General features: G+C 52.7%; 12 protein-coding genes. 9 read left to right on the top strand and 3 right to left on the bottom strand.

Annotation, left to right across the window (positions count from 1 at the left end):
- Window positions 1-722, bottom strand: a 722-nt coding sequence (gene surE / locus CIL02_RS09370) for a 5'/3'-nucleotidase SurE (protein ID WP_094401137.1), incomplete at its 3' end; no start/stop codon positions are given.
- A gap of 111 nt (window positions 723-833) precedes the next feature.
- Between surE and CIL02_RS09365 the strand changes: the two genes are divergently transcribed.
- The 6 genes from CIL02_RS09365 to CIL02_RS09340 all read left to right on the top strand — a co-directional run bounded on the left by CIL02_RS09365 (window position 834) and on the right by CIL02_RS09340 (window position 7,967).
- A complete protein-coding gene (locus tag CIL02_RS09365) occupies window positions 834-1,598 on the top strand; it encodes a ParA family protein (RefSeq protein WP_094401037.1) in 765 nt (254 codons plus the stop codon).
- Window positions 1,599-2,489, top strand: a complete 891-nt coding sequence (locus tag CIL02_RS09360) for a ParB/RepB/Spo0J family partition protein (RefSeq protein ID WP_094401039.1) — start codon at window positions 1,599-1,601, stop codon at window positions 2,487-2,489.
- 7 nt (window positions 2,490-2,496) lie between these two features.
- On the top strand, window positions 2,497-3,267 hold the full coding sequence (locus CIL02_RS09355; RefSeq protein WP_094401041.1) for a DUF5683 domain-containing protein: 771 nt from the start codon (window positions 2,497-2,499) through the stop codon (window positions 3,265-3,267).
- A 66-nt stretch (window positions 3,268-3,333) separates the two neighbouring features.
- On the top strand, window positions 3,334-4,641 hold the full coding sequence (locus CIL02_RS09350) for a lytic transglycosylase domain-containing protein (RefSeq protein ID WP_094401139.1): 1,308 nt from the start codon (window positions 3,334-3,336) through the stop codon (window positions 4,639-4,641).
- A 78-nt stretch (window positions 4,642-4,719) separates the two neighbouring features.
- On the top strand, window positions 4,720-6,990 hold the full coding sequence (locus tag CIL02_RS09345; RefSeq protein ID WP_094401043.1) for a bifunctional (p)ppGpp synthetase/guanosine-3',5'-bis(diphosphate) 3'-pyrophosphohydrolase: 2,271 nt from the start codon (window positions 4,720-4,722) through the stop codon (window positions 6,988-6,990).
- A gap of 23 nt (window positions 6,991-7,013) precedes the next feature.
- A complete protein-coding gene (locus CIL02_RS09340; RefSeq protein WP_094401045.1) occupies window positions 7,014-7,967 on the top strand; it encodes a pectinesterase family protein in 954 nt (317 codons plus the stop codon).
- Window positions 7,968-8,047: 80 nt separating this feature from the next.
- Here the strand turns inward: CIL02_RS09340 and CIL02_RS09335 are convergent, their stop codons facing one another.
- The gene (locus CIL02_RS09335; RefSeq protein ID WP_094401047.1) at window positions 8,048-8,398 is read right to left on the bottom strand and encodes a MerR family transcriptional regulator; all 351 of its coding nucleotides are present in this window, start codon (window positions 8,396-8,398) and stop codon (window positions 8,048-8,050) included.
- A 167-nt stretch (window positions 8,399-8,565) separates the two neighbouring features.
- Between CIL02_RS09335 and alaS the strand changes: the two genes are divergently transcribed.
- From alaS to CIL02_RS09320, 3 genes are all read left to right on the top strand, one after another.
- On the top strand, window positions 8,566-11,190 hold the full coding sequence (alaS, locus tag CIL02_RS09330; RefSeq protein ID WP_094401049.1) for an alanine--tRNA ligase: 2,625 nt from the start codon (window positions 8,566-8,568) through the stop codon (window positions 11,188-11,190).
- Between the two features lie 559 nt (window positions 11,191-11,749).
- Window positions 11,750-12,595: a DUF3667 domain-containing protein gene (locus tag CIL02_RS09325; RefSeq protein WP_094401051.1), complete on the top strand. Its 846-nt coding sequence runs from the start codon at window positions 11,750-11,752 to the stop codon at window positions 12,593-12,595.
- A gap of 24 nt (window positions 12,596-12,619) precedes the next feature.
- A complete protein-coding gene (locus CIL02_RS09320; RefSeq protein WP_094401053.1) occupies window positions 12,620-14,692 on the top strand; it encodes a glycoside hydrolase 43 family protein in 2,073 nt (690 codons plus the stop codon).
- Window positions 14,693-14,786: 94 nt separating this feature from the next.
- Here CIL02_RS09320 and CIL02_RS09315 read toward each other — a convergent pair whose 3' ends face one another.
- Entirely contained in the window at window positions 14,787-16,214 is a 1,428-nt protein-coding gene (locus CIL02_RS09315; RefSeq protein WP_094401055.1) for an amidophosphoribosyltransferase, read from the bottom strand.
- Between the last annotated feature and the right edge of the window lie 169 nt (window positions 16,215-16,383).

The following is a 16,383-nucleotide window of genomic DNA, read 5'->3' as shown; positions in this document are numbered from 1 at the left end:
AAAAAAAAAAAAATAGCCACATATCCGTTGTTGAGTGCCCACTGGTCGGTGTCCTCGGCCAAGGGTTCGTCGTTGAGGTAGTTTCCAACCATCCAATAGTAGTCGTACCCCCTCGGGTGATGGTCGGCGACCACCTCGTTGACCCATCGTCCGAAAGTCATGCGGCAGACCTTTACTCCCTCGAACTCCTGCCTTGCCGGGAAGTTTACGTTCAGACAAACTCCACGTGGCAATCCTCCGTCGAGCACCTTGGCCACAATCGCCCTGACGTATGGTGCAAGCGGGGAGAGGTCAGCGTCATGATTGTAGTAGCAGCTTGAGAAGGCCACAGAGGGTATATACTTCATACATCCCTCCTTGGCAATGCCCATGGTTCCGCTATAATGGTTGTTTACGGTGGAATTGTCGCCGTGGTTTATGCCTCCTATGACCATGTCGGGCATCTTTCCGCCGAGTATTCTGTCGATGGCCAGCTTGACACAGTCGACGGGGGTGCCGTTGCACGCCCATATCTCCACGTTGTCTTGCCTGCTTATGGGCTTGAGCCTCAGAGGCAGCTCTGAGGAGAAGGCGCATGAATACCCGCTACGCGGGCCGTCGGGTGCGCATACAAGCAGCCGCACCCCTGTCGGGGCAAGCATGTCAACCAGAGCGTTGATGCCCGGCGCCATGTAGCCGTCATCGTTCGAAATCAATATTAATGGTATGTCTGTATTGCTCATCATATATTTTAAATTTTTCCTGCAAAAGTACGAAAAAAGGTTTAAATTACGTCTATCTCACATAAAATATGTAACTTTGCAAAATAATTTATGCATTAACATAGAATAAAAATGGCAAAGATAATTGCATTGGCAAACCAGAAAGGCGGTGTCGGCAAGACGACAACGTCGATAAACCTTGCAGCATCGCTCGCAACCCTTGAGAAGTCTGTTCTCGTTGTCGACGCGGACCCACAGGCCAACGCCTCCTCCGGACTGGGTGTCGACCTGGCAGAAGTAGACTGCTCGCTTTACGAGTGCATCATAGACCATGCCGACGTGAGGGACGCCATCTATACCACCGACATCAACGGCCTGGACATCATTCCGAGCCACATCGACCTTGTTGGCGCAGAGATAGAGATGCTGAACCTGGACAACAGGGAGAAGGTGATAAAGCAAGTGCTCGAACCAATACGCAACGACTACGACTACATCCTCATCGACTGCTCGCCCTCGCTGGGCCTTATCACCGTCAATGCCCTTACGGCTGCCGACTCCGTGATAATACCCGTGCAATGCGAGTACTTCGCCCTTGAGGGTATCAGCAAACTTCTGAACACCATCAAGATTATCAAGAGCAAGCTGAACCCACGGCTCGAGATAGAGGGCTTCCTGCTGACGATGTACGACAGCCGCCTTCGTCTGGCAAACCTTATCTACGACGAGGTGAAGCGACATTTCCAGGAGCTGGTCTTCAAGACCGTCATCCAGCGCAACGTGAAGCTCAGCGAGTGTCCGAGCCACGGCTTACCCGTAATCCTATACGACGCAGACTCCACAGGCAGCAAGAACCACCTGATGCTTGCAAAAGAAATCATTAACAAGAACAAATAAATGGCAGTACACAAGAAATACAACGCACTCGGCCGGGGACTCGATGCCCTCATCTCTACCGAGAACGTGCGCACCCAGGGCAGCTCGACAATCAACGAGATAGCCATTGACCAGATAGAGGCAAACCCCAACCAGCCACGACGGGAATTCGACGAGGAGTCGCTGCATGAGCTTGCCATAAGCATCAGGGAGATAGGCATCATCCAGCCCATAACGCTCAGGCAGGTTGCCGACAACCGTTTCCAGATTATCGCTGGCGAACGCCGCTGGCGCGCATCGCAGATGGCTGGTCTGAAAGCTATCCCTGCATACATCCGTACCATCAACGACGAGAACGTCATGGAGATGGCCCTCGTGGAGAACATCCAGCGCGAGGACCTGAATGCCATAGAGATTGCCCTTGCATACGAGCATCTGATTGAGAATACCGGCATGACTCAGGAGAAGGTCTCCGAGCGGGTAGGCAAGAGCCGCACTGCCATCACCAACTACCTTCGCCTGCTGAAGCTGCCCGCACAGATACAGATGGCTTTGCAGAAGCACGAGATAGACATGGGACACGCCCGCGCCCTACTGTCGCTCGACAGCCCGTCGATGCAGATAAAGCTCTACAAGGAGATACAGAAGAACAACTACTCTGTGAGGAAAGTAGAGGCTCTGGTGAACAGAATAAAGAACGGCGAGGACATAGAGAGCAGCAAGAAGAATGTAGATGCCGCCAACTCGCACTCGGCTGCCATGACCACCCTGAAGAACCAGCTTTCGACATTCTTCAACGCCAAGGTACAGCTGACATGCAACGCCCGCGGCAAGGGAAAAATCAGCATACCATTTGCTGACGAGACGGAGCTGGAGCGTATCATGAACATGTTCGACAAAATGAAAGGATAATCGCATAGTGGTCAACAGGCTTTCAGATTTTTTCCGCAAGAGCATCCCGGCAGCAGCCATTCTTGCCTGTCTCTCTTACCCCGCATACGCTCAGGAGGACAGCTCGGCAACCGTGGTTCCCGTAAAACCTCAGACGGAAAAGAATATAGCATATACAGATTCCGCATGGACAGCAGACTCGCTCGCCATGATGAGCGAGGAGGTCGAAGTACCGATAGAGCTGCTGCCCGACTCGCTGGTTCCTAAAAAGAGAGCCAAGCGTGACTGGGCAACATGGAAACCTAACGCCAAGAAGGCCATGTGGCTTGCCCTCGTCATCCCAGGCGCAGGACAGATATACAACCGCAAATACTGGAAATTGCCCATCATCTATGGAGGTTTTGTCGGTTGCGCCTACGCCATGCGATGGAACAACATGATGTACCGCGACTACTCGCAAGCCTATTTGGACATAATGGACGATGACCCTCAGACGCAGAGCTACAACCAGTTTCTGCATCTGGGCAACCAGATAACCCCCGAGAACACCCAGCGTTGGCAGGAGATATTCCGTAAGCGCAAGGACCGCTACCGCCGTTGGCGCGACATGAGTTTCTTCTGCATGTTGGGAGTGTATGCCCTGTCAGTAATCGACGCATATGTCGACGCCTCGCTGTCTGAGTTCGACATAAGTCCAGACCTGAGCCTCAGCGTGGCTCCGACAATATCGAGCCAGAAGACAGATCTTACGGGAAGCCGGCATACATCTGTGGGAGTCAGCTGCAGCCTGAACTTCTAAGAGACGGCACCGGAAACAACAAAAACAAACGCACCCAAAAACCAACACGTACCAAACAAAGGAATGATGAAGAGAACAATATTTGCAACAGCGGTCATGGCATTACTCATATCAGGCCATGCTTCTGCCCAGAACGACGAGACGGAAATCATAGTGACTGACAATAATGGCAATGAGGAGGAGATAGACCTCCCAGAGGCCATGACATATGAGCTGGACAGCCTGCTCAACCTCTACAACGCAAAGACATACCTTAGGCCTGCCGACGACTGCAACATGTCGGACGTTAATCCTGTCTATGACAAGGAGACCTACAAGGAACGTCTAAACAGACTGCCGACAGTCATAGAAATGCCCTACAATGACGTTGTACAGATGTTCATAGACAGATACACAGGCCGCCTACGCCGCTCTGTAAGCTACATGCTTGGCGCACAGAACTTCTACATGCCCATCTTCGAGCAGGCTCTTGAGACTTACGGCCTTCCTCTGGAACTGAAATACCTGCCCGTCATAGAGTCCGCCCTTAACCCAAAGGCCGTTTCGAGGGTTGGAGCCACGGGGCTCTGGCAGTTCATGCTCGCCACTGGCAAGCAATACGGACTTGAGGTAAACTCGCTCATCGACGAGCGTTGCGACCCCGTGAAAGCATCTTATGCCGCCGCCCACTATCTTAGCGACCTGTACAGGATATTCGGTGACTGGAACCTCGTCATCGCAGCCTACAACGCCGGACCAGACAACATAACAAAGGCCATACACAGGGCGAAAGGCGTGAAGGACTATTGGCACATATACCCATATCTGCCAAAAGAAACCCGAGGGTATGTTCCGGCATTCATAGCCGCTAACTACGTTATGAGCTACTATTGCGACCATAACATCTGCCCGATGGAGACCAAGTTGCCAGTAAAGACTGACACAATAATGGTAGACCGCGACGTGCGGTTCGAGCAGATTACCCACTTCCTCGACATTCCACAAGACCAACTGGCAACCCTAAATCCGCAATACAGACACAACATAGTAAATGGAGCCAATAAGCTGTCGTCGATAAGGCTTCCTGAAACAATGGTTACCACCTTCATCGACAATCAGGACTCCATCTATGCATACGTACCCGAAAACGTGACCAGCAAGCGTAGCGAGGTGGCTGTAAATACCATCGAGCCTGCCTCGTCAGGAAGCAAGAAAAGCTCGTCGAAGAGCCGCAAGAGACAGAGCAAGACCAAAGGTAAGAGCATTACCATCAGGCAGGGCGACACCCTAAGCGAGATAGCCGCACGCAACCATACGACCGTGGCAAAGCTTAAGAAACTTAACAAAATAAGCGGAACAAGCATCAGGGCTGGAAAGAAACTGAGGGTAAGATAGGAAAAAGACAAACTGGACAGACGACTGCAGGCCTATACCTTATTATATATATACTGACAAACAACGGAGGAAAAAGACATGGAAAACCAAGAGCTGACTAACAAGGAGCGTGAGATTGCTGACGACAAGCTTATAACTGGAGCCTTCGAGCAACTCCTTCAGATATATATCGACTCACCACACCGCAAGAAGGTGGACATCATCACCAAGGCTTTCAACTTCGCGAGGCAGGCACACAAGGGCGTAAGACGACTGTCGGGAGAACCGTACATCATGCACCCGATAGCAGTGGCACGTATAGCCTGCGAGGAGATGGGGTTGGGTTCCACGAGCATTAGTGCCGCCCTGCTGCACGATGTGGTCGAGGACACAGACTATACCGTAGAGGACATAGAGAACATATTCGGTTCAAAGATAGCCATGATTGTCGACGGACTGACAAAAATCAGTGGAGGCATTTTTGGCGACAAGGCATCAGCTCAGGCAGAGAATTTCAAGAAGCTGCTGCTCACCATGAGCGACGATATAAGGGTCATCCTGATAAAAATCTGCGACCGCCTGCACAACATGCGTACCCTGCAGTCGCAGGCTCCAAACAAGCAATACAAGATTGCAGGAGAGACGTTGTACATATACGCTCCGCTGGCCAACCGTCTTGGTCTGAACAAGATAAAGACAGAGCTTGAGGATCTGAGCTTCAGATACGAGCACCCCGACAAATACGAGGACATACGAAAGAAACTGTCTCTTTCTGAGGAGGAACGAAACAAGCTCTTTGCTGACTTTACGGCTCCCATACGCGAGTCACTTGACTCCATGGGCATACAATACGAGATTAAGGCCAGGGTAAAGAGCCCCTATTCCATCTGGAACAAGATGCAGAACAAGCATGTCACCTTCGACGAGATATATGACATTCTTGCCGTGCGCATAATCTTCACTCCACAGGTGCGGGCAAACGAGATTTACGAGTGCTTCAATATCTATGTCGCCCTGAGCAAAATCTACAAGAGCCACCCCGACCGCCTGCGCGACTGGCTAAACCATCCGAAAGCCAACGGCTATCAGGCCCTGCACGTGACGCTCATGTCGAAGCAGGGACGATGGATAGAGGTGCAAATCAGAAGCGACCGCATGAACGAGATTGCCGAACAGGGTTTCGCCGCCCACTGGAAATACAAGGAGGGCGACCAGCCTCATGAGGACGAGGGAGAGTTGAACGACTGGCTCCGCACTATCAAGGAAATTCTTGATGACCCACAGCCCGATGCGATGGACTTTCTCGATGCCATCAAGCTTAATCTCTTCGCAAGCGAGATTTTCGTCTTCACACCAAAGGGCGAGGTGAAGACCATGCCTGCCAACTGTACGGTCCTGGACTTCGCTTTCCAGATACACACGTTCCTTGGCAGTCATTGCATTGGTGCGAAAGTCAACCATAAGCTCGTACCCCTGAGCCACAAGCTCAAGAGCGGTGACCAGGTGGAGGTACTTACTTCGAAGTCGCAACATGTGCAGCCGTCATGGATCACATTCGCCTCTACGGCAAAGGCCAAGGCGAAGATCCAGGCCATACTGAGACGTGACAACCGCGAGTTACAGAAGAAAGGCGAGGACACCCTGAAGCAATGGCTTGAGAAGAACGAGACCGAACTGACAACATCGGTTGTCGAGAAATTGTGCGAGTTCCACGAGATACAGAAGGCCGAGGACTTCTTCCTGGCTCTTGGCGAGCGTACCATATTGTTGGGCGAGAAAGACCTAAACGAACTGCATGGCAAGAGCCAGAAGTCGGGCGCGGAAACGTCCGGATGGCGCAAGTTCGTGCCGTTCCTCGGGAAAGGCAAAAAGAAGGAGGAGAATCCACAGACCAAGAAACTCGTAGTAGGCAAGGACTTCAACAAGAAGAAGCCATGCATAATCTCTGAGAAGTCAATAGGCATGTACATCATCCCCACATGCTGCCACGCCATTCCTGGCGACGACATCCTGGGATATATCGACAACAAGAACCAGATAGAGCTTCACCAAAGGGCATGCCCCGTAGCCAACAGGCTCAAGTCGAGCTTTGGCAACCGTATTCTCGACGCAAAATGGGACATGCACAAAGTGCTCTTCTTTGATGCCACCATCCAGATAAGGGGAATCGACCGCAAGGGCATGCTCCACGATATATCCGATGTCATCACAGAGAAGCTTGATGTCAATATCCATCGTGTGACCATCAGCGCTGACGACGGCATATACGACGGAAAGATAGAAATACGAGTCCACGACCGTGCCGAGGTGCAGGAAATAGTAGATGCGCTAAAGCAGATAGAGGACATGCAGGAGGTTATACAAATCTAATAATACTAATCAACAACAGAACCATGCGCAACATACTTCTTCTAACAGCTCTGCTCCTGCTGCTGTCGTCATCAGCAGCACAGGCGGCCAGCAAGTACGATAATCCCGACACAATATTCGTGGCCCGCGACGGCACGGCAGAGTTCCGCAATGTCGCCGAAGCTATCGAGGTGTGCCGTGCCTTCATGGAATACCACAAGGTGATATTTGTCAAGAAGGGCATCTACAAGGAGAAGCTTATCATTCCCTCGTGGCTCGACAATATAGAGATATGTGGCGAGGACCGCGACCAGACGGTCATCACATACGACGACCACGCCAATATCCTCATGCCCGAGACAGGGAAACCCATGGGAACCTTCAGGACATACACCCTGAAGATTGATGGCAACGGCATAACGCTGAAGAACATCACCATCGAGAACAACGCCGCACGCCTTGGACAGGCCGTTGCCCTGCATACCACTGGCGACCGGCTGACTTTCGTCAACTGCCGCTTCCTGGGCAATCAGGATACCGTCTTCACAGGCAAGGCTGGCACGCGCCTGCTGTTCAGCGGCTGCTACATCGAGGGAACAACCGATTTTATCTTTGGTCCCTCCACGGCATGGTTTGAAGACTGCACCATCTGCTCCAAGGCTGACAGCTATATCACGGCAGCCTCAACGCCTTCCGACCAACAAATAGGCTACGTATTCAGCAACTGCAGGCTAACAGCAGCCGAAGGCATCACGAAGGTGTACCTTGGCCGTCCATGGCGTCCCTATGCCCACACGGTTTTCATGAATTGCCACTTGGGAAGCCACATACGTCCCGAGGGATGGGAAAACTGGCGCAATCCAGCCAACGAGAAAACGGCACGCTATGCGGAATATGGCAACAGCGGCGATGGAGCGAAGACTGAGCAAAGGGTCGGATGGAGCCGACAACTTACAAAGAAGGAAGCCTCTGAGTTGAATAAACAAAGAGGATTTTGAAGGAGGAACAGAAGCACAAGATAAAAAAGAGAAATCGAAACTTAGAGATATCAAGGTGTCAAGATGTCGAAGTGGATGCCTCAGGTAAGGGTGTCAATATGCTTTTTCAGGTCTTTCAGCTGGTCTCTGACAGAAATTAGAGTGTTGAGGATGTCGGCACTTCGGTCGGCTCCCTCCTTGTTGACGTTGAGCATCTTTCTTGCAGCAGCAATCTTGAAGCCCCTGACCTTGACCAGATTGTATATCACCTTCAGCTGCTCTATATCTTTCTCGGTATATTGTCTGATGCCTGTTCCGCGGGCAGTCTTCGGCTTAATCTGCGGAAACTCCGACTCCCAGAAACGCAGCGTGCTCTCGGCAACGCCAAGCATCTGGGCCACTTCCTTTATGGAATAATATATCTTGAGATTCTTGTCCTTGTTAAGTACCATGATAAGCTATTTCATAGATTTTGCGACAAAGATAGCAAATAATTTCCAATTAACAATCTACAATTATTAATTTATTAGTATCTTTGCAACGTTTTTGACGATAGGGGTCAACTATCGTGAAACAAGGAATCCAAAACAAAAACAAAAACGAATAACAACATACAGACATGATGACAGCTAACGAAGTACGCGAATCGTACAAGAAATTCTTTGAGACGAAAGGACACAAGATTGTACCTTCGGCACCAATGGTAATCAAGGACGACCCCACCCTGATGTTCACCAACGCCGGAATGAACCAATGGAAAGACATAATCCTCGGCACCAAGGATCCTGGTGCGGACGTACGCCGTGTAGACTCACAGAAGTGCCTGCGCGTAAGCGGAAAGCATAACGACCTTGAGGAGGTGGGACACGACACCTATCACCATACCATGTTCGAGATGCTTGGCAACTGGAGCTTCGGCGACTACTTCAAGGAAGGTGCCATCGACATGGCATGGGAATATCTTGTTGACGTGCTGCACCTTAACCCGGAAGACATGTACGTGACGGTCTTCGAGGGAAGCAAGGAAGAGGGACTGGAGCGCGACGACGAGGCCGCCCGCTTCTGGGCCAAGCATGTGCCTGCCGACCATATCATCAACGGCAACAAGCACGACAACTTCTGGGAGATGGGCGATACAGGTCCCTGCGGACCATGTTCGGAGATACACGTTGACTCACGCTCGGCTGAGGAGAAAGCCCTTGTGCCAGGACGCGAGCTCGTGAACAAGGACAATCCCCAGGTCATAGAGATATGGAACATCGTGTTCATGCAATACAACCGCAAGGCCGACGGCTCACTTGAGCGTCTGCCAATGCACGTCATCGATACGGGTATGGGCTTCGAGCGTCTCGTAAGGATGCTGCAGGGTAAGCAGTCGAACTATGATACTGACATCTTCCAGCCCATCATCCGCGAGATAGAGCGCCTGTCGGGCAAGAAGTATGGAGTAGACGAGAATACCGATGTGGCCATGCGCGTCATAGCCGACCACCTGCGCGCCGTAGCCTTCTCCATTGCCGACGGTCAGCTTCCTGGCAATGCCAAGGCAGGCTATGTCATCCGCCGCATTCTGCGCCGTGCCGTTCGCTACGCCTACACTTTCCTCTCACAGAAGGAGGCATTCATGTACAAGCTCATGCCAACACTCATACATGAAATGGGCGAGGCATATCCAGAGCTGCCAGGACAGCGCGAGCTCATAGGCCGTGTGATGAAGGAGGAGGAGGACTCGTTCCTGCGCACGCTCGACAAGGGCATCAGCATGCTCACCACAGCCATGGACAGCCTGAAGGCTGAGGGCAAGAGCGAGCTTGACGGTGTGCAGGCATTCCGTCTCTTCGACACCTACGGCTTCCCACTTGACCTCACAGAGCTGATATGCCGCGAGAACGGGCTAACCGTTGACGAGAAGCAGTTTGATGAGGAGATGCAGAAGCAGAAGGAACGCGCACGCAATGCTGCCGCCGTAGAGAACAGCGACTGGGTGGAGCTGCGACAGGGCGAGCAGCAGTTCGTGGGCTACGACTACACAGAATACGAATGTCACATACTGCGCTACCGCAAGGTGACCCAGAAGAAAAACTCGTTCTACGAGCTTGTGCTCGACGTTACACCATTCTATGGCGAGATGGGAGGACAGGTCGGCGACTGCGGAGTGCTGGTTAGCGAGAACGAGACCGTGAGCATCATCGACACCAAGCGTGAGAACAACCAGAGCATACATATTGTCAAGGAACTGCCCAAGCAGCCAGATGCCGACTTCATGGCATGTGTCGATACCGACAAGCGTGCCGCCAGCGCAGCCAACCATACGGCAACCCACCTTCTGGACTACGCCCTGAAGCAGGTTCTCGGTGACCATGTAGAGCAGAAAGGCTCGTACGTCAGCCCCGACACCCTGCGCTTCGACTTCTCTCATTTCCAGAAAGTCAGCGACGAGGAACTGCGTCAGGTTGAGCGCATGGTCAATGACCTGATACGACAGGACCTTCCGCTCGACGAGCATCGCGACACCCCGATGGAGGAAGCCAAGAAACTTGGTGCCATTGCCCTCTTTGGCGAGAAATACGGCGACAAGGTGAGAGTCGTGAGGTTCGGTCCGAGCTGCGAGTTCTGCGGTGGTATACATGCTACGTCGACAGGCCGCATCGGCATGTTCAAGATTGTCAGCGAGAGCAGCGTGGCGGCAGGCATCCGCCGTATCGAGGCAAAGACAGGCGAGGAGTGCGAGGAGATGATGTACGCTCTTGAGGACAGCATCAAGGCCATACGCTCGCTCTTCAACAATGCCAAGGACCTGCGTGGCGTCATAGAGAAATACATCGAGGAGCACGACGCTATGAAGAAGAACATAGAGCAGTTCCAGGCACAGGCCGTGGAGCGTGCCAAGGATAGCCTCATCGAGAAGGCCCGCACCATCAACGGCACCACCGTTATAACCTCCGTTCTGCCCATTTCGGCACAGAGCGCAAAGGACCTCGTATTCAAAATCCGGCAGGCTGTAGGCAGCAACCTGCTCTGCGTCATCGGAAGCGTTGATAACGGCAAGCCCATGCTCAGCGTGATGCTCAGCGATGACATGGTTGCCGACCACGGGCTGAATGCCGGACAAATGGTCCGTGAGGCTGCCAAGCTCATTCAGGGCGGTGGTGGCGGCCAGCCACACTATGCCACTGCAGGAGGCAAGAACGCCGACGGCCTCAGCGCTGCCGTAGACAAGGTTGTGGAACTGGCTAAGCTCTAAGATACAGAAGGAACAGACGCAAGAGCTATTATTACAGAACAACCGCAAGCGATATTATATATGCAAGCCCTCCCGTAACCCGACGGGAGGGCTTGCTGTTTTTTTGAACAGATATTGAGATTGGGGCTGTAACATATTTACCCAACCAGTATTGTTGGAAGTGCGGGCTGAAAGCCCAAAAGCACATAGCCCAGGGTAGAGCGTAGCGACACCCTGGGTATAAGAGGAATATAATCAATGCGCGCTGTAAGCGCAAAAGCGTTATCTGCCCTGCTGTTATCTACGCTTTTGCGCTTACAGCGCGACCATCAACTACGCGAAATAACCCAGGGTGTTACCCTGGGCTATGCGCTTTTGCGCTTTGCCTTTCCTTTCAGCCGGCGACCTTTGGTTCAGCGCGACAATTACCGACATGAACTTCAGAATTAGAATATTCAATTCTTGCACATCAAATTGGACACCCTATCTATTTTGCCATAACAATAAAAATTCAGGATTAAAACATAGGAATTAAAGGATATTTTGTATATTTGCAAAGTAAATACCCATATTTCCACATATGCGCTGCCTGAATTGCCAAAACGAATTCCAGGGCGACTACTGCCCCCATTGCGGACAAAGTGCCGCAACCAGACGCTTCACGATAAAGAATGCATTCTCCTCGACCCTCGAGGTCTGGGGCATGGGCAACCGTAGTCTGCCGCGCACGCTGTGGCACCTGTTCCGCCGTCCAGGCATCATGATAGGTGAGTATATCGACGGCAAGCGCATACCGTTCTTTCCTCCCGTGAAGATGCTGTTTGTACTCTGCGTGTTCTATGCCCTGCTGCAGCCTGTCATGGAGCGTCGCAAGGATCCCGTGCAGAAAGACATACAGACAGAGATAAACGCACACGGGCAAAAGACACAGGCCATTGGGAAGGATGCCAGCGAGGAAGAGAGGGAGAAATTGCGCATGGAGAACACTGCCCTGACGGTAGTTGGCTTCGTCAAGGACAGCATGGAATGGCTGCAAGCCCACAAGGCCGTACAGCTGCTCTGCCTGCACAGCTTCTTCATGGTCTTTGCCTGCTGGCTGTTCCGTAAGTCGCCCCTTCGTCCATGCACCAACCTCGCCGAGAACTTCTATGCCCAGGTGTACATGAGCTGCCAGCTTACGGCCATGTCCATACCCTACGCACTGATATTCGCCCCCAAAGGCTCTACATTCGACTTCTATCCTCTACCCTCCGAGCTGATGCTCATAGTACTCGTATGGGACTTCAAACAGCTCTTCGGCTTCGGATGGCGTACCACAATAAAGAAAACCATTCTACTAACAATACTGTCCATGACCGCCCTGTGCGCCATCGTGGGTATAATAGTGGCTGTAGCCACCCTGCTTGCGGGGACAACGGGCGAATGACACGGACATAAAAACAAAAAAAACATGACTATTAGAAACATTCTCTTAGGAGCCGTCATGGCAGCATCGACAAGCGCCATGGCACAGCAGTCGTGGACGGCCGACAACGGCAACGGAACGTTCACCAACCCACTGTTCTATGATGAGTTCTCTGACCCCGACATCCTGCGTGTGGGTGACGATTACTACCTTGCCGGTACTACCATGCACACCGTGCCTGGAGTAAATATCCTACATTCCAAAGACCTCGTCAACTGGGAGCAGGTTAGCTACTGCTTCGACCGTTTTGACTTCGATGACCCAGCCTTCTCACTAACCGGAGGTAAGGAAATCTACGGCCAGGGCGTGTGGGCACCATGCATACGCTACAACAACGGCAAGTTCTACGTCTTCACCAATGTCAACGGAAAGGGACTACAGGCATTCATAGCCGAGGACATCCGTGGCCCATGGAAGCACGTGCGCGTGAAGGGCAACATCTATGACCTGTCGGTACTCTTCGATGACGACGGCAAGATATACGCCATACACGGCTACGGAAGCGTGCGCTGCTGCGAGCTGAAGCCTGACCTGAGCGAGCCTGTACCGGGTACCGACCGCGAGATAATACCCGAGGGAACGGCAGTGGGAGAGGGACACCACATGTACAAGATAGACGGCATGTACTACCTTATCTCTACCGACTACAAGCCCAACGGACGTACCCTGTGCTCACGCTCGAAGAGCATCTGGGGACCATACGAGACCATCACCATAACAGCCGACGAGACCTACGGCTACCATGCCGCCCCAATGACGCAGGTAAGGGGACGCATCGTCGACAATGGAACCCCGATAGCTATCAGCCAGCCAGACCGCGGAGCCACAGCATGCTCTAACGCACACCAGGGAGGCATCGTCTCTACTCCTGACGGACAATGGTGGGCGCTGCTCATGCAGGACTTCCACTCCATAGGCCGTACCGTCGACCTGATGCCCGTGACATGGAAGGACGGATGGCCAATGATAGGACTGGAGGGCAACCTCGGACGAGCTCCGCGCACATGGCTCAAGCCGTCGACGGGAGCCGACGTGCAGCCGCATGCGCCATACAAGCGGAGCGATGACTTCAACGGACGTCAGCTGGAGCGTATATGGCAATGGAACCATAATCCCGATGAGAAGGCATGGAGCCTCAAGGGAGGCCGCCTACGCATAGACGCCATGCCGGCGACACAACTGCTGTGGGCACGCAACACACTCACACAAAGAGCCATCGGACCGGTGTCGCAGGTGAGCGTAGAACTGGACACCCGGCACATGAAGGACGGTGATGTGGCAGGACTGGGCAACATCAACATGCCATGCTCGTGGGCAGGAATAGTGAAGGAAGGCAACAAACTGAAGCTGAGATGGTTCCAGCAGCTCGACAACGACACCATTGACGTAGACTTCACGCCACGCAAGGACGGCAGGATATGGCTGATGCTCGACGGCGACTACGACAACGACCGGGCGCAGTACCGCTACTCGCTCGACGGAGAGACCTACGAACCGCTCGGCAACATGATGACCCTGAGCTACCAGCTCATCACATTCCAAGGCTCTCGCCCGTCTCTATTTGCCTTCAACCACAAGGGACAGCGTGGTGGCTACGCCCTCTTCGACAATTTCAACGTCGTAGAGCCAAAGGCTGACCGCTCTGCAAACATTCCTTACGGCAAGACCATACACATCGTGAACCTTGCCACAGGCAAGCCCGCCGAGGCCACACCACATGGTGTTCTCTACGACGCTCCTAAGGGTACCGACAACCCCCGCACACGGTTCCGCCTCATAGACAAGGGTGAGGGCAAGGTAATAGTGCAATGTGAGGATGGACGCTACCTGATGGTGGCAGGCTACGGTATAGCGGGCGATGTACGCATGACCGCTGACGAGCAGCAGGCCGAGGTGTTCATGTATCAGGACTATCTGGACAACCAGTTCATGCTCATGTCCTTCAGCCGCCACACATACCTGTGCAAGAGTCCGACCACTGGCAGTCCCTACTCAGCCGACTGCAAGGGTCCTGACCCAGCACGCATGAACGGCTCAGTATTCAAATGGGAAGAATAAAGGGAGAGAATTAACAGAACTCACCTAAAGGAAACGCATCCGTCAAATCCTCAGCAGGTATTGACGGATGCGTCGTTTTATTGTGCGCTTGTTCTTATTTCTTGTCGGTATAGTTCCAGCTGCTACCGTCGAAGCAATGGGTGCAGACCTTGCACTTAGGCATGCCAATAGCCTCGATGAGCGTCTCTATCTTGTTGAAGCGCAACGAGGACAGGCCGAGCCTGCGTGCCATCTCGTCGACCATCCGCTGGTATTCAGGTGAGTCAGTCTTTGCATATTTGTCGAGCTTCGCACTGTCGTCGCCCTCGAAATCACGGATAATCTGGCGCGAGAGCAACTCAAGGTCGCTCTTTGAAGAGGTGAAGCCTATGAATGGGCATCCGTAGACAAGCGGCGGGCATGATATGCGCGCATGTACCTCCTTGGCGCCATACTGGAAGAATGTTGCCACGTTGTCACGCAGCTGTGTGCCCCTGACAATGGAGTCGTCGCAGAACACCACCCGCTGGTCCTTGAGTATGGCATGGTTGGGTATCAGCTTCATCTTTGCCACCAGGTTGCGTCTGTTCTGGTTTCCCGGTGTGAAGCTTCTGGGCCATGTGGGCGTATACTTGAGCACAGCCCTCTTATATGGTATCTGGTGTCCCTCGGCATATCCCAGTGCTGTTCCCACTCCCGAGTCGGGGATACCGCATACCAGGTCGGCCTCGGTATCATCCTCTTGTCCCATCTGCTTTCCGCATCGCTCCCTGACATCCTCAACGTTGATGCCCTCGTAGTCGCTTGCGGGAAAGCCATAGTAAACCCACAGGAAAGAACAAATCTGCTCTTTATGGTATGGTTCCTTTAGTACCTCGATGCCCTCTGTGGTAATCCTTACAATCTCGCCAGGCCCGAGGTCCCTTACGCGCTTGTAACCCAGATTGGGAAAGCTCGACGTCTCGCTCGAGAATGCGTATCCCTCTCCATCCTCACGCTCTCCTATGACTATAGGTGTACGTCCGAGCATGTCGCGTGCGGCAATGATGCCGTTCTCTGTAAGGATGAGCATCGAGCATGAGCCGCTGATGCGCTCGTAGACCTTTGTGATGCCGTCTACGAAATCCTCGCCCATGTTGATTGTCAAGGCCACCAACTCTGTCTGGTTGATGTTGTTTGCCGACATCTCGCTCAGATGCATCCTCTTGGCCAGCAGCTCGTCGGCTATGTCCCTGAGGTTGTTGATTTTCGCAACCGTGACCACGGCGTACCTTCCCAGATGCGAGTTGACAATTATCGGCTGCGGGTCGGTATCGGAGATTACTCCCAGTCCGGCGTTGCCGATAAAGCTGTCAAGCTCGTCCTCGAACTTCGACCGGAAATAGTTTCTCTCCAAGCTGTGAATAGACCTTGAGAATCCTCGCTCGGTGTCGAATGTCACCATTCCCGCGCGCTTGGTTCCCAGATGCGAGTTGTAGTCTGTGCCGTAAAACAGGTCGTTTACGCAACTCTTCTTGGTAATAGTGCCGAAAAAGCCTCCCATGTGTGTATGTTGAATGAATGTTATACGCTATTCTGTCAGCGATGACCAATAGTGTCCTGATGCAACTAACCATCGCTTGTAACGTAGCTTGCGGGTGCAAAAGTACAAAAAAGAAATGGAATATGAGCATGGTTGGGCGAAAATCTCGTCACGAAAGTTTTGCGGAACA

Origin of the sequence: Prevotella sp. P3-122 (assembly GCF_002251365.1) — a bacterium.
Lineage (GTDB): Bacteria > Bacteroidota > Bacteroidia > Bacteroidales > Bacteroidaceae > Prevotella.
Note: the sequence above shows the minus strand (reverse complement) of the source record. Positions and strands in the feature narration are given on the sequence as shown.

What these genes read in the sequence shown, in the direction of transcription:
- CIL02_RS09345 (WP_094401043.1), top strand. Translation starts at nt 4,720, where the DNA reads ATGGAAAACCAAGAGCTGACTAACAAGGAGCGTGAGATTGCTGACGAC.
- alaS (WP_094401049.1), top strand. Translation starts at nt 8,566, where the DNA reads ATGATGACAGCTAACGAAGTACGCGAATCGTACAAGAAATTCTTTGAG.
- CIL02_RS09360 (WP_094401039.1), top strand. Translation starts at nt 1,599, where the DNA reads ATGGCAGTACACAAGAAATACAACGCACTCGGCCGGGGACTCGATGCC.
- CIL02_RS09315 (WP_094401055.1), bottom strand. Translation starts at nt 16,214, where the DNA reads ATGGGAGGCTTTTTCGGCACTATTACCAAGAAGAGTTGCGTAAACGAC.
- CIL02_RS09320 (WP_094401053.1), top strand. Translation starts at nt 12,620, where the DNA reads ATGACTATTAGAAACATTCTCTTAGGAGCCGTCATGGCAGCATCGACA.
- CIL02_RS09365 (WP_094401037.1), top strand. Translation starts at nt 834, where the DNA reads ATGGCAAAGATAATTGCATTGGCAAACCAGAAAGGCGGTGTCGGCAAG.
- CIL02_RS09350 (WP_094401139.1), top strand. Translation starts at nt 3,334, where the DNA reads ATGAAGAGAACAATATTTGCAACAGCGGTCATGGCATTACTCATATCA.
- CIL02_RS09325 (WP_094401051.1), top strand. Translation starts at nt 11,750, where the DNA reads ATGCGCTGCCTGAATTGCCAAAACGAATTCCAGGGCGACTACTGCCCC.
- CIL02_RS09335 (WP_094401047.1), bottom strand. Translation starts at nt 8,398, where the DNA reads ATGGTACTTAACAAGGACAAGAATCTCAAGATATATTATTCCATAAAG.
- CIL02_RS09340 (WP_094401045.1), top strand. Translation starts at nt 7,014, where the DNA reads ATGCGCAACATACTTCTTCTAACAGCTCTGCTCCTGCTGCTGTCGTCA.